Source organism: Bradyrhizobium sp. CCBAU 53415 (assembly GCF_028128735.1).
Classification (GTDB): Bacteria; Pseudomonadota; Alphaproteobacteria; order Rhizobiales; family Xanthobacteraceae; genus Bradyrhizobium.
The window spans coordinates 84600-97471 of record NZ_LBJF01000023.1 but is presented as its reverse complement, the minus strand read 5'-3'; the positions used below and the strand labels follow the sequence as shown (position 1 = coordinate 97471).

The 12872-nt window shown below is 63.9% G+C and carries 17 protein-coding genes; 9 read left to right on the top strand and 8 right to left on the bottom strand.

All coding sequences use genetic code 11. The features are described 5' to 3' along the window. Positions 1-38: 38 nt before the first annotated feature. The 3 genes from XH87_RS16325 to XH87_RS16315 all read left to right on the top strand — a co-directional run bounded on the left by XH87_RS16325 (position 39) and on the right by XH87_RS16315 (position 2106). Positions 39-788, top strand: a complete 750-nt coding sequence (locus XH87_RS16325) for a COG4705 family protein (RefSeq protein ID WP_271588070.1) — start codon at positions 39-41, stop codon at positions 786-788. Between the two features lie 64 nt (positions 789-852). Next, a complete protein-coding gene (locus XH87_RS16320; protein ID WP_271588069.1) occupies positions 853-1251 on the top strand; it encodes a hypothetical protein in 399 nt (132 codons plus the stop codon). Between the two features lie 63 nt (positions 1252-1314). Then, on the top strand, positions 1315-2106 hold the full coding sequence (locus XH87_RS16315) for a COG4705 family protein (protein ID WP_271588068.1): 792 nt from the start codon (positions 1315-1317) through the stop codon (positions 2104-2106). A gap of 11 nt (positions 2107-2117) precedes the next feature. Here the strand turns inward: XH87_RS16315 and XH87_RS16310 are convergent, their stop codons facing one another. From XH87_RS16310 to XH87_RS16290, 5 genes are all read right to left on the bottom strand, one after another. After that, positions 2118-2381, bottom strand: coding sequence for a hypothetical protein (locus XH87_RS16310; protein ID WP_271524225.1), 264 nt, complete (start codon positions 2379-2381; stop codon positions 2118-2120). A gap of 198 nt (positions 2382-2579) precedes the next feature. Beyond that, positions 2580-3170: a TIGR00645 family protein gene (locus tag XH87_RS16305; protein ID WP_271588067.1), complete on the bottom strand. Its 591-nt coding sequence runs from the start codon at positions 3168-3170 to the stop codon at positions 2580-2582. Between the two features lie 32 nt (positions 3171-3202). Beyond that, positions 3203-3841 (bottom strand): TerC family protein, encoded by a 639-nt coding sequence (locus XH87_RS16300; protein ID WP_271524221.1) that lies wholly within the window; start codon positions 3839-3841, stop codon positions 3203-3205. Then, entirely contained in the window at positions 3838-4200 is a 363-nt protein-coding gene (locus XH87_RS16295) for a hypothetical protein (RefSeq protein WP_271588066.1), read from the bottom strand. Before XH87_RS16295 ends, XH87_RS16300 begins: the two co-directional genes overlap by 4 nt. A gap of 2 nt (positions 4201-4202) precedes the next feature. Next, the gene (locus XH87_RS16290) at positions 4203-4676 is read right to left on the bottom strand and encodes a TerB family tellurite resistance protein (protein ID WP_271588065.1); all 474 of its coding nucleotides are present in this window, start codon (positions 4674-4676) and stop codon (positions 4203-4205) included. 432 nt (positions 4677-5108) lie between these two features. On the opposite strand from XH87_RS16290, the gene XH87_RS16285 reads away from it, so the two are divergent. Both XH87_RS16285 and XH87_RS16280 read left to right on the top strand, forming a co-directional pair. Beyond that, on the top strand, positions 5109-5294 hold the full coding sequence (locus tag XH87_RS16285; RefSeq protein WP_271588064.1) for a hypothetical protein: 186 nt from the start codon (positions 5109-5111) through the stop codon (positions 5292-5294). A 349-nt stretch (positions 5295-5643) separates the two neighbouring features. Then, the gene (locus XH87_RS16280) at positions 5644-6783 is read left to right on the top strand and encodes a hypothetical protein (protein WP_271588063.1); all 1140 of its coding nucleotides are present in this window, start codon (positions 5644-5646) and stop codon (positions 6781-6783) included. 9 nt (positions 6784-6792) lie between these two features. On the opposite strand, the gene gor is transcribed toward XH87_RS16280, so the two are convergent. The 3 genes from gor to rpiA are packed head-to-tail and all read right to left on the bottom strand — an operon-like array spanning position 6793 to position 9501. Next, the gene (gene gor / locus XH87_RS16275) at positions 6793-8181 is read right to left on the bottom strand and encodes a glutathione-disulfide reductase (RefSeq protein WP_271588062.1); all 1389 of its coding nucleotides are present in this window, start codon (positions 8179-8181) and stop codon (positions 6793-6795) included. Positions 8182-8227: 46 nt separating this feature from the next. Further along, positions 8228-8773, bottom strand: coding sequence for a DUF2059 domain-containing protein (locus XH87_RS16270; protein WP_271588061.1), 546 nt, complete (start codon positions 8771-8773; stop codon positions 8228-8230). Continuing rightward, the gene (gene rpiA, locus XH87_RS16265) at positions 8770-9501 is read right to left on the bottom strand and encodes a ribose-5-phosphate isomerase RpiA (protein ID WP_271588060.1); all 732 of its coding nucleotides are present in this window, start codon (positions 9499-9501) and stop codon (positions 8770-8772) included. The genes XH87_RS16270 and rpiA overlap by 4 nt, the downstream gene beginning before the upstream one ends. A 154-nt stretch (positions 9502-9655) precedes the next feature. Between rpiA and XH87_RS16260 the strand changes: the two genes are divergently transcribed. From XH87_RS16260 to XH87_RS16245, 4 genes are all read left to right on the top strand, one after another. After that, on the top strand, positions 9656-10375 hold the full coding sequence (locus XH87_RS16260) for an HAD family hydrolase (RefSeq protein ID WP_271588336.1): 720 nt from the start codon (positions 9656-9658) through the stop codon (positions 10373-10375). Between the two features lie 125 nt (positions 10376-10500). After that, positions 10501-10971: a hypothetical protein gene (locus XH87_RS16255; RefSeq protein ID WP_035701511.1), complete on the top strand. Its 471-nt coding sequence runs from the start codon at positions 10501-10503 to the stop codon at positions 10969-10971. Between the two features lie 106 nt (positions 10972-11077). Then, a complete protein-coding gene (gene moaA, locus XH87_RS16250; protein WP_271588059.1) occupies positions 11078-12112 on the top strand; it encodes a GTP 3',8-cyclase MoaA in 1035 nt (344 codons plus the stop codon). 170 nt (positions 12113-12282) lie between these two features. Further along, entirely contained in the window at positions 12283-12864 is a 582-nt protein-coding gene (locus XH87_RS16245) for a TRAP transporter small permease subunit (RefSeq protein WP_271588058.1), read from the top strand. The last annotated feature ends 8 nt before the right edge of the window (positions 12865-12872 follow it).

The window sequence follows — 12872 nt, the reverse complement described above, 5'->3', positions numbered from 1 at the left end:
TTGGCGTGTCGCAACATTCAGGCTTGGGCGCAAGACGAATGCTGAACAAGGTTCCCGAGGTCACTGCGATCTTCTGGGTCATCAAGATCCTTTCAACCACCGTCGGCGAGACCGGCGCCGACTATCTTGCCGTGCATGTCGGCCTCGGCGCCGGCCTGACCGCGATCTGCACGAGCAGTCTGCTCGTCGCCGCACTGCTGTTTCAGCTCAGTCGCCGCGCCTGTGTTCCGTGGTTCTATTGGCTCACCGTCGTTCTTGTCAGCGTGGTTGGCACGCAGCTCACGGACCTCCTCACCGACAAGCTCGAGATCAGTCTCTACATCAGCACCGCCGCCTTCGCCGGCGCGCTCGCGGCCACCTTTGCGGCTTGGCACGGCGTCGAACGTACGTTGTCGATCCACAGCATCGTGACGACGCGGCGCGAACTATTCTACTGGACCGCGATCCTATTCACCTTCGCGCTCGGCACCGCTGCGGGGGATCTTGCCACCGAAGCGCTTGGCCTCGGCTTCCAACTCGGCGTCGCCGCATTTGGCATGCTGATCACGGCGGTGATGATGACTTACTACATGGGCGCGAATCCCGTCCTCACCTTCTGGCTTGCCTACATCCTTACCCGCCCGCTCGGCGCCTCGCTCGGCGATCTCTTGTCGCAGTCGCGCGAGTACGGCGGCCTGGGCCTCGGGACGATCCAGACGAGCATCGTCTTCCTGACCGTGATCGTTGGCCTTGTCGCCTGGGTCGCGTTCGAAGGCGACGGCGCGCGCCGTGCCGATGCGCCGCAGTAACTCCAATCGCCGACCTCAATGCCTCCTGCATGGACGCAGGAGCATCACCAGGAGAAACCACATCATGAAGTTCATTACCGCTGTCGCCGTCCTTCTGGTGACGAGCTTTGCCGGAGAGCCGCGCATACACGCGACCCAGAACTTCACTTTCGTGCCGCTTGCGGAAGCCGCCACCGCAAAGCTTGGCGACCTCACGCCGTTCCGCAGCATCGTCGTCGACGTCGCCGCGCTGGTCGACAAGGGCGACCTTCCGGGCGCCAAGACCCGCATCAGGGACCTTGAGACCAAATGGGACGAGGCCGAAGCCGGACTGAAGCCGCGCGCAGCAAGCGAATGGCACACCGTGGACAAGGCGATCGACCGCGCGCTGGAGGAGCTACGCGCGAGCACGCCGGATGCTGCAAAGTGCAAGCAAGCGATTGCCAATCTGCTCGCGACCATGGATGGCGTGGCCAAGACCTGATCCCACCCGCACCGCATCCCGCCAGCCACGGACATCCGCAGCTGACGCCGCAACGAGGATATCATGGAAGACCTTACGAGAAACAACATCATCAGGGAGAGCAAGGTTCCGGAAGTCACGCTTGGCTTCTGGATCATCAAGATCGCAGCGACGACGCTGGGTGAGACTGGCGGCGACACCGTCACGATGACGCTGAACTGGGGTTACCTTGCCGGCACCTGCCTGTTCCTGGTGGCCATGATCGTCCTTGTCGCAGCGCAAATCCGTGCCAACAAATTCCATCCGGCACTGTACTGGGGCACGATCGTCGCATCGACCACCTTCGGCACCACGATGGCCGATTTCGCCGATCGTTCCCTTGGCATTGGATACATGGGCGGCTCGACGCTGCTGCTCACCTGCCTCATGCTGGTGCTCGGCCTTTGGTATCGCACCGAGGGAACGATCTCGGTCGACAGCGTCAGTACTCCGCGCATAGAGGCGTTCTACTGGGGGGCGATCACCTTTTCCCAGACGCTCGGCACCGCGCTCGGCGACTGGATCGCCGACACCGGCAACATGGGTTACCGCGGCGGTGCGCTGATCTTTGCAGCCGGGCTCCTAGTCGTCGTAGCCCTCTACTTCGGGACGCGAGTATCGCGCGTAGTGCTTTTCTGGGTAGCGTTTATTCTGACTCGCCCACTTGGCGCGACTGTCGGCGACTTCCTGGATAAGCCGCTCGACCACGGCGGGCTGTCATTGAGCCGACCGCTCGCCTCACTTGTGATCGCGGCGCTCATGGTGGCATGCCTGTCGCTCATTCCGCAACGCGCGGGGCAACATCCCGGCGACACCGCGGCGCCCGAGCAGAGGTGAGTGACTAACCGTCAGCGGATGATCGTCGTCAGCGACGAGTAGCGCCTGTTCGGCTTGGCGTCGCCAGGTGCGAACTGCGCGAAGGCGTCGCTGACGCGCACGGCCGGCGGCGTGTTGCTCGCAAAACGAAACTCCCTCGGCCGCGGCGCGTAGAAGCTGGCGCGGTAGTAGGCGTCGTCGAAGCGCGCCTCGCCGACGCCGAACAATACGTCGCAGACGAGCAGGAGCGCGTAGACTCCCGCGACCGCAGCAACGACCTCCCTCACGATTGACATGTCAATAGCCCTGCCCTTTTGCGGGCAGGATGCAGGATGGTTGCAAAGGCCTGGTTTAAGGCGCCGAGCTTCTTGTCAGCAGCATTTGCCGCTGCTGAACGGATTGCCGACAACTTTATCGATCTCGACGAGCCCGCCGGATCGGATGATCAGGCGGGCTCCAGTATTGGCCGCTCGGGAGGTCTCAGGCGGCCGGGTTCAGCCGCCGTGGCCAGCCTCCTCCTTGCGATGGCCGCTCTCGCTGAGGCGGTCGACCCAGGCGATGCCGATCGCCGAGATGATGAAGGTCAGGTGGATCAGGACCTGCCACATCACGCCGCCCTCGGTGAAATTGCTGCGGTTGGTGCCGAGATTGCCGGCCTCGATGAAGGTCCTGAGCAGCGAGATCGACGAAATGCCGATGATTGCCATTGCGAGTTTGATCTTGAGCACGCTGGCATTGACGTGACTGAGCCATTCCGGCTCATCGGGATGCCCGCTCAGGTTCAGGCGGGAGACGAAGGTCTCGTAGCCGCCGACGATCACCATCACCAGCAGATTCGAGATCATCACGACGTCGATCAGCCCGAGCACGACCAACATGATCTGCTGCTCGCTGGCGTCGAACGAATGTACGACCAGGTGCCAGAGCTCCTTCAGGAACAGCAGCACATAGACGGCCTGTGCGACGATGAGGCCGATATAGAGCGGCAATTGCAGCCAGCGCGAGCCGAAGATCAGTTTCGGAAACAGGCCGATCGGCGGCTGCGGCGCGGTCGGCGCCGAAGGTGCCTGGGGTTCGGACGTCATTGATCACTCCGGATTGCAGACAGGAATGCGTCTCAGAGACTCGCGATGACAGGCGCGAGCTCGAGCGAGCCCCGATAGATCATCTCGAAGGCGACGTAAATAATGATCGCGAGGCCGACATAGGCGACCCAGCGCTGCTTCTGGAGCACGCGGCCGAGCAGATCGGCGGCGACGCCCATCATAGCGACCGACAGCAACAGGCCGAAGGCGAGGATGTAGGGATGCTCGCGCGCGGCGCCCGCGACTGCGAGCACGTTGTCGAGCGACATCGAGACGTCGGCGGCGACGATCTGCACCGCCGCCTGGCCGAAGGTCTTTCGCTGTACAGGCGCAGCATCCGCGCCGTTGCCATGGCTGAACGCGAGCTGCTCCGAATGCGCAGCCTGCCCGCGCAGCTCGCGCCACATCTTCCAGCACACCCAGAGCAGCAGCACGCCGCCGGCGAGCAGCAGGCCGATCACCTGCAGGAGCTGGGTGGCAACGCCCGCGAAGACGATACGGAGCGCCGTGGCGGCGGCGATGCCGACGATGATGGCGCGGCGGCGCTGCTGCGCCGGCAGGCCCGCCGCGGCGAGGCCGATGACGACGGCGTTGTCGCCGGCGAGCACGAGATCAATCAGGACGACTTGAAACAGCGCGGTCAGCGCTTCGGCTGTGATGAATTCAGTCATGTCTCGTCATTTTTCGATACCGACGGATCGAGCCAATGCGGCTTGCGGCGTTCGATCCAGTCGAAGACCTTCGACCGGGAGGAGCGCAGCGCAGGTACGTCCTCGGCGAGCAGCGCGAGGCCGAGCGGCAGCATCCAGACGCCGAGCAGCGGCAGGAAGGATAGCACACCGCCGGCGATCAGCAGCGTGCCCGAGGGGATCCTGACCCAGCGGCTGGACGGCTTGAGCAGATAGGTGAAGGTGTCGCCCATGCGCGGCGGCAGCCGGTCGACGAGCTTGGCCAGGCGCGGATCACCACCGGCGATCTCGCCGGTGGTGCCCTCGGCTTCCTTGGTACGCTCGTCCGAAACTGCGCTCATGCTTACTCCTTCAGGGCGACCTGCAGCTCGGCGCCCGCTGCACTGGGCACGACCGGCTTCGCGCGCGGCAGCACCAGCGTCAGCAAGCGCAACAACTTGATCGCCTGGACTTCGTGGGGATGTACGTCCTCATCTGCGGCAGCAACGCGCTCCGACAGCTCCATCAGATGGGACGAGAGCGGCAGGTTCGAAACCGGCCGCAGCGTGTCGATCACGACGTTGGCAAAATCCGGCTCCTCGAGCCGTTCGGCGAGTTCATCGAACATCGCATAGAGCCGTTCGTCCGAAATGTGAGGCGCCAGCTTGCGGTCCCTGATGAAACGGATCACCTCATCACGCTCGACCGGCGAGACGCGCCGGTCGGCAACCGCAACCAGCGCGCCCACGATCACCAGAGCGACCGCAGCCTGCTCGTTCAGGCTGGACGGCTCCGTGATCTCGATGTCGGTCGGATTGGAGGTTTTGGCGTCAGACATCGTAGCTCCCTTAGCTTGCGAAATGGCCGCACGGAGCTGCGATCGGGACGAATAGTCGGAGAGAACGAACAAAGGCCCGACGATCGGCCGATCCATCGCATTCGCGCGGGACAGGTCATCCGACATCACGAGGTTTGCCGACATCGTCGGCGTCCTCGCCAGAGGGGCCCGGATTCTTGTTCCGCCCAGAGATAAAGATGGCTCTGTCGGAATCAAGGCGAGATGACTGCGACCAGCCGCCGCATCGGCCATGTTGCCATGTTTGGTTGAGCAGTCGCGCGCCCCTCCGGTGACTTCGCGGTCGTGTCACGATGAAGTGCTACGATCTCGGGAACGAGCGCTCCGGATGGCGCGCAGTGTGCCGTCATAGCGCCCGCGCAAGCTTCGGCAACGAAAATGCCATTCCTGAATTCGACGATCGCGGAGGAGCGTATGAACCGCATCACATCCTGCACCGGCTGCGGCCACGCGCTCGTCCCGGTGCTGACGGCCAAAGGCCGCGCGGAACCGATCTGCCTCTGGTGTGAAGGCCTCGATGCCCGCGCGCTGGACATGGCGAAGTGGGCGGATAGCCCGTTCGGCAAACCCGGGCGGAGCGTCCGTCAGTCGTTCGAATGAACGGCTTGAGACACTGAGCCGCCGGGCATTTGCTTGTTGACGCCGCGAGCTGCACGGCTGCATGCCCTGCAGAACCTGCCGACAAATTAGACAGGATAGGTCGCTCCACCGAACTTGCGCACCTGCACGGAAAGGTCGGGCAGGTTGGCGAACCCGTTGTCTAACCTCTGGTGCAATCTCGCTTTTCTTACGCGCCGCGTGCGGCTGGCGAGTCTGTACGCGCACCGCGCAGGGACTGGCCCAAAATTCGCAAGACAGCATCTGGCCCATTCCCAGCCCGGCCACGATAGAGAGCGGAAAGTTGCGTGCGCCCAGCTCCGGGATGGACGGCCCCAGATCGGAGAATGCCATGAACGTGCATGCTGCCGGAGATCTCAAATTTGCCGGCCTCACCCATCCGAACGGCGCGCGGCTGCGTCTCAACGATCAGGACTTCGTGGCGATCGACCGCGACCGGGATGCGAAATTCGAGGCGACGTACCGGCCGCAGGCCCTCTACAACCGCGCCAACGAAGGCTTTCACGCCAACAACGAGACCTTCCTGCTGCACGAGGTCGCGACCAATCTACCGATCTATCGGCCCGACACCGGCCCCACGGATTTCCACCTTCATCTTCCGCCGGGCGGCTTTCAGCTCGTCCTGGTCACCTCGGGCGCGTTCACCTTCGACTATGACGGGCGCTTCTACAATGTCGGCCCCGGCGCGGTGATGCTGCAAAGCGCGATCGTCCACCGCCAGCTCTTCTACACCTGGTCGGGACTGCCGACCGAAGAGAATTTGAAGACGCCGCAGACCGTGGTGCCCGATCCGATCTCGATGGGCTATTCCGGTAAATTCCTCGAAGCCTTCATCACAGATCCGACGACGTTTCCGAACCCGACGATCGTCGGTCCGGATCAGATCGACGAGGCCGAGACGCCGCGCGTGGCCTGGAGCCACCCTCTGCATGACCGGCCGGCCGATGCCGGCTTCTGGCTTCAGGATCCGCTGACGCTGGATGCGCTGTTCAGGCCGCTCACCGATGGCTCGGTCAAATCGGCCATGCCGGTCCACGTGCGCGATATCGGCATCGAGATTCCGAGCGGCCATCTCGTCACTGGCCACATCATCGCGACCGACCCGCGCGGTCAGTCGCTGCTGCCGAAGAGCACGTCGAGCGCCGCGGACCCCGCTTGTTTCGCCAAGGGCAATGTCGTGATCTATCGCGTCATTCGCGGCACGGCCGAGTTCAAGAGAAAGACCGGCGAGAGCTTCGAACTGTCGGCCGGCGACGTGGTGACGGCGGGCAGGAATTCCATCAGCCTCACGGGTGTCGGCGAAAACACGCAGGTCCTGCGGCTCGGCCTGCTCAAGGGCATGAACGAGCTGCGCAGCTGGACGCCGACGCAGCGTGACGAGATCGACGGCCTCGCCGGTCAGATCATCACGCACAAGGACGTCCGCCCCCTGCGCACCGAGGGCAAGCCGGTCGGGTATCTCTACGGCTGAGCGCCGAGTTTACTCCGCCGCCTGACGCACGTGGCGCGCGGTCGGCGTGCGCATCGTGACGAGCTCTTCGGCCGCAGTCGGATGCAGCGCGATGGTCGCATCGAAATCGGCCTTGGTCGCCTTCATCTTCACCGCGATCGCGACAGCTTGCGTGATCTCGGCGGCGGCATCGCCGACCATGTGACAGCCGAGCACGCGATCGGTCGTGCCGTCGACCACGAGCTTCATCAGCACGCGTGTGTCGCGGCCGGACATCGTCGCCTTGATCGGACGGAACGTCGTCTTGTAGATGTCGACGCGGCTGAATTGCGCGCGCGCCTCGGTTTCCGTCAGACCAACCGTGCCGACCTCCGGCTGCGAGAACACGGCGGTCGGGATGTTGGCGTGATCGACCCTGACCTCGCGCTTGCCGAACACGGTGTCGGCAAAGGCGTGGCCCTCGCGGATCGCGACCGGCGTCAGGTTGAAGCGGTGGGTGACGTCGCCGATCGCATAGATGCTGTCGACCGAGCTCCTGGAGAAATGGTCGACCGCGATGCCGCCATTGTTCGGGTTGATTGCGACGCCGGCTTTCTCCAGCCCGAGATTGGCGACATTGGGATGGCGGCCGATGGCGAACATGACCTGCTCGGAGCCAATGCTCGATCCGTTCGACAGATGGGTGGTGAAGCTCTCGCCGTGGCGATCGACCCTGGTCACCGTGCAGCCGGTGAGAATCGTGATGCCCTGCTTCTCCATCTCGGTGCGGACATGGGTCCGGACATCCTCGTCGAAACCGCGAAGGACGTTGTCGCCGCGATAGATCACGGTGACGTCGGAGCCGAAGCCGGCGAAGATGCCGGCGAATTCCAGCGCGATGTAGCCGCCGCCCTGGATCACGATCCGCTTCGGCAGCTCCTTGAGGTGGAACGCCTCGTTGGACGAGATCACGTGCTCGATGCCTGGAATCGAGGCGCCGTGGTTGGGCGCGCCGCCGGTGGCGATCAGGATGTATCTTGCGGTGATCTTCTTGTCGTTCTCGAGCAGGCGGACGGTGTGCTTGTCTTCGATCACCGCGCGGCTCTTGACGATCTGCGCGCCCGACTTCTCGACATTGGTGGTGTAGGCCGCCTCCAGCCGCGCGATCTCCTTGTCCTTGTTGGCGATCAGCGTCGGCCAGTCGAAGCCGGCGGACGGAACGGTCCAGCCGAAGCCCGCGGCATCCTCGAGCTCCTGACGAAAATGCGAGCCGATCACGAACAGCTTCTTCGGCACGCAGCCTCGGATCACGCAGGTCCCGCCCATGCGGTACTCTTCCGCGATCATCACGCGGGCGCCGTAGCCGGCCGCGATGCGGGCGGCGCGCACGCCGCCCGAGCCGCCGCCGATGACGAAGAGGTCGACATCGAATTCAGCCATTGTCCACTCCGCCCACTTTCAACAATCTCTGATCAAATAGGATTGATCAGATCTCCTTGCCACGCTTGCGCATCTCGGCACGAAAGGCGCCCATCACGGTCTCGGAGAAGTTCTGGGCCCAGGAGTTCATGAAGGCCATGCTGAGCCCGATGGCGCGTGGTTCGGCCTCGATCAGCTTCTTGCCCAGCGGCGACTTGTAGAAGGTGACGAGATCCTTCAGTTCCTGCTCGGTGAACTCGCTGGCATAGATTTGCGCCATGCCTTCGCCGATCTCGTTCTGGCGACCGGCGAGCTGCTGGGCCACGATGGGCGCGACCTCGTTGAGGTCCTTCTGATAGTTCAGGTTCTGCTGGGTCAGCGCGATCTTGGTCTTCTCGACGAGGCCGGGCACGGCGCCCTGATACATCGCGGTCGCGTTCTTGATCTGCAATATCTCCCTGGCTGCCGCAATCGCGGCGGGCGAGGCCTTCGGCTGGGCCGGCGCCGCAGGTGCCTTCGGGGCCGCCGCCTGCTGCGCCACGGCCGGGACGGCCGCGAGGGCCAAGCCCGCAGCGAGGGTCGCGGCCGGCAAGAATTTCAAAACGCTCTTCATTCCTGGTCTCCTTTCGGCTTGCGCCGTTCAATCACGCGAATTCCTTCGCTGCCCGCCAGAACGGCCGAGCTGGCCAAGCCGATGAACAAGCCATGCTCGACCACCCCGGGGATAGCGCTCAACGCCTTGGCGAGACCGGGGGGATCCACAATACGTCCGAGCTGGGCATCGACGATCCAGTGGCCGCCATCGGTGACGAAAACGTGGCCGTCCTTGTCCCCGTCCTTGGCCTTGCGGACCGCCATTTGCCCGGAAACGCCGCATTCGGCAAATGCCTTTTCGATCGCCCGGCGCGTCGCCCCGAGGCCGAACGGGATGACCTCGACCGGCAACGGAAAGCGGCCGAGCGTCGGCACCCATTTGGTGTCGTCGGCAATCACGATCATGCGATCGGAGGCGGCCGCCACGATCTTCTCGCGCAGCAGCGCGCCGCCGCCGCCCTTGATCAGATTGAGCTCAGGATCGATCTCGTCAGCGCCGTCGACGGTGATGTCGAGATGGTCGATCTCATCCAACGTCGTCAGCGGCACGCCGCAGCGCACCGCATCGAGGCGCGTCGCCTCGGAGGTCGGCACGCCGACCACCTTGAGCCCGGCGGCGACGCGCTCGCCGAGCAGCTCGACGAAATGTTTGGCAGTCGAGCCGGTGCCGAGCCCGAGCTGCATGCCGTCGCGCACCTCCTCGAGGGCGCGCGCAGCAGCCTGCCGCTTCAACTGGTCCATGTTCACGTGCGCCCGCCTCTGAATCCCAGGGATGAGCCGCCGATGGCGGCCGCTTTCGGCGGCCTATGTAGCCTCGTTTTTCTTGCGGGAACAGACCTATAAGGTGATCTTATGTACCCGCCCCTTGCGCGGATACGACCGGGCCGGTAGCGCTTGGATCATGACCTCCTTCAAAAAGACTTGCCCTCACACCATCGTCTTCGATCTCGACGGCACGCTTGTGGATACGGCGCCCGACCTGATCACCGCCCTGAACTACGTGCTCGACCGCGAAGGGCTGCCGCCCGTGCCGATGGCCTCGGCCCGCAACATGATCGGGGCTGGCGCCCGCAAGCTGATCGAGCGGGGGCTGGAGGCCGAGGGCCGCACCGTCACCCCCAAAGACATGGACCGGATGACCGCGGATTTCATCGCCTATTACGCCGAGCATATCGCGGTCGAATCCCGCCCTTTCGAGGGACTCGAGGCGACGCTCGACCAGTTTGCGGCGCGAGGCCATCGCCTCGCGGTCTGCACCAACAAGCTCGAATGGCTGTCGAAGCGGCTTCTGGACCAGCTCGACCTCAGCCGCCGCTTCGCGGCGATCTGCGGCGCGGACACGTTTGGCGTTCAGAAGCCCGATCCGACCATTTTCCGGGAGACCGTTGCGCGCGCCGGCGGAGACGTGAAGGCCAGCATCATGGTCGGCGATGCCGGAACCGACGTCGGGGTCGCCCGTCGGGCCGGCGTGCCCGTGATCGGGGTCAGCTTCGGCTACACCGACGTGCCGATCGCCGAGTTGAAGCCGGACCGGCTGATCCATCATATGCGCGACCTGCCGGCAGCCGCCATCAGCTTGATGGCGACTCCATCCTCGAAACTTATTGATAAGACTATGTAATTTATCGGAACCCTGCATTAACCATTTATTATCTATGTGCTGCGCGCCGATTGCCTGCCCCAGGCGACACTTCTAGGGTCAGCCCCGGGGATGTGGCGGTTCGCCGCGGTAGAAGTGGATGGTTCATGCGTCGTGTCATCGCGATTGCGCTAGCGGGGGTGAGCCTGGGTGGCTGCTCCTCGATGTCCTGGGACATGTTCAAATCGGCGCCGCCGACCGTCCAGGTCCGGCTCGAATCCAATCCCCCCGGTGCCGACGCCACCACCTCACTCGGTCAGGGCTGCAAGACCCCCTGCTCCGTCTCGGTTCCCGCGCCCGACACGCCGTTCACGGTCGCTTTCGCCCTGCCCAAGTACCAGCCGACGTCCGTGCCGGTGAATGTGGTCAAAAATCCCGGCGATTTCACCACACCCGCCTCCGTCACCACCGATCCGAATCCGGTGTTTGCGGAACTTCAGCCGGCGGTGCCGCCGAAACCCGTCCGCAAGCCGCATCGACCGAAGAAGCCGAAGCCAGCCGCGCCCGCCGCAGCGCCGGCCGATGCTGCACCCGCAGCAGGCTCGCCGTTCCCCGATCCGAATGCAGGCAAGCGCTGATCTGTGCACACCATCGATTGTCCTGGCCGCGTCCGATGCTTAGATTGCTTTTACGGCACCGCTGAAGCAAAGGTGCACCGTCGCCGTAAGTGACAAGGCATTTGGTATGAACGGACCTTCTGCGAGCCCCCGCGCCGCGCTGTCGAGCGCGATGACCGATCCGTTCGGGCGGACCATCAGCTATCTGCGTGTCTCGGTCACCGACCGCTGCGACCTGCGCTGCTTCTACTGCATGTCGGAAGACATGACGTTCCTGCCGAAGGCCGACCTCCTGACGCTGGAGGAACTTGACCGGCTCTGCACGGCCTTCATCGCCAAGGGGGTGAAGAAGCTGCGGCTCACCGGCGGTGAGCCGCTGGTCCGCCGCAACGTCATGACGCTGGTGCGCTCGCTGTCGCGGCATCTTTCGAGCGGCGCTTTGAACGAGCTGACGCTGACCACCAACGGCACCCAGCTTGCAAAACACGCGCGCGAGCTCGCCGATTGCGGCGTCCGCCGCATCAACGTCTCGCTCGACACGCTCGATCCCAAAAAGTTTCGCGAGATCACCCGCTGGGGCGAGATCGACAAGGTGCTCGAGGGCATCGAGGCCGCCCGCGCCGCAGGACTTGCCGTCAAGATCAACGCCGTCGCCCTGAAGAACCTCAACGAGGACGAGCTGCCCGAACTGATGCGCTGGGCCCACGGCAAGGGCATGGGCCTGACGCTGATCGAGGTCATGCCGATGGGCGAGATCGGCTCGGGGCGGATCGATCAGTATCTGCCGCTATCGCTGGTGCGCGCGCGTCTTGCCCAGCAATTCACTCTGACGGATCTGGCCGAGAGCACAGGCGGTCCGGCCCGATATGTCAGCGTCGCCGAGACCGGCGGCAAGCTCGGCTTCATTACGCCGATGACCCATAATTTCTGTGAATCCTGCAACCGCGTGCGCATCACCTGCACGGGAACGCTGCACACCTGCCTCGGCCACGAGGATGCCTCCGACTTACGCAAACCTCTGCGTGCATCGAGCGACGACCTGCTGCTTGCGGATGCGATCGACCGCGCCATCGGGCTGAAGCCCAAGGGCCACGATTTCATCATCGACCGCCGCCACGACCGCCCCAGTGTCAGCAGGCACATGAGCGTCACCGGCGGCTGACACCGTCGGATTACGGCCTTATTCCCCTTAACTATCAACAAACTTCCGATTGACTGGCGGCACGCCCGCTGGTTTGGTGCGGCTGCCTCATGCCTGCGCGGCGAGACAAGCCACGCGCCCAGATCGGCGCAGTCAAGACGGCCGGGGCACAATCGGGGGAGGACCTATCGTTGCAAGCGCTCCTAAAGTTGAGCAGCAGGATTGACGCGTTCACGCGCTGGACGGGCAAACGCCTGGCGTGGCTGATCGTGGCCGCCGTCATCATCTCCGCAGTGAATGCGACCGTCCGCAAGACATTCGACACGTCCTCCAATTCGTGGCTCGAGCTGCAATGGGTGCTGTTCAGCATCGTGTTCCTGCTCTGCTCGCCCTGGACATTGCTCGACAACGAGCACATCCGCATCGACATCGTGAACAACGCGCTGCCGAAGACGGTCCGCAACGTGATCGACGTGATCGGTCACCTGTTCTTTCTCATGCCGCTGTGCATCGTCATGATCGTCACCGGCGTGCCGTTCTTCGAGCGCTCGTTCGAGATCAACGAGCAGTCCGGCAACGCCGGCGGCCTGCCGCAATGGCCGACCAAATCCCTGATCATGATCGGGTTCGCTTTCCTCCTCGTGCAAGGCATCTCCGAACTGATCAAGCGGATCGCGGTGATGCGCGGACTGATGCCCGATCCGCATGAATCCCAGGTCTCGGCGCTGGAGGCTGAAGTCGAGCATCTCGTCGAGGCGATCGAGAAGAAGTAGCCGTTGGC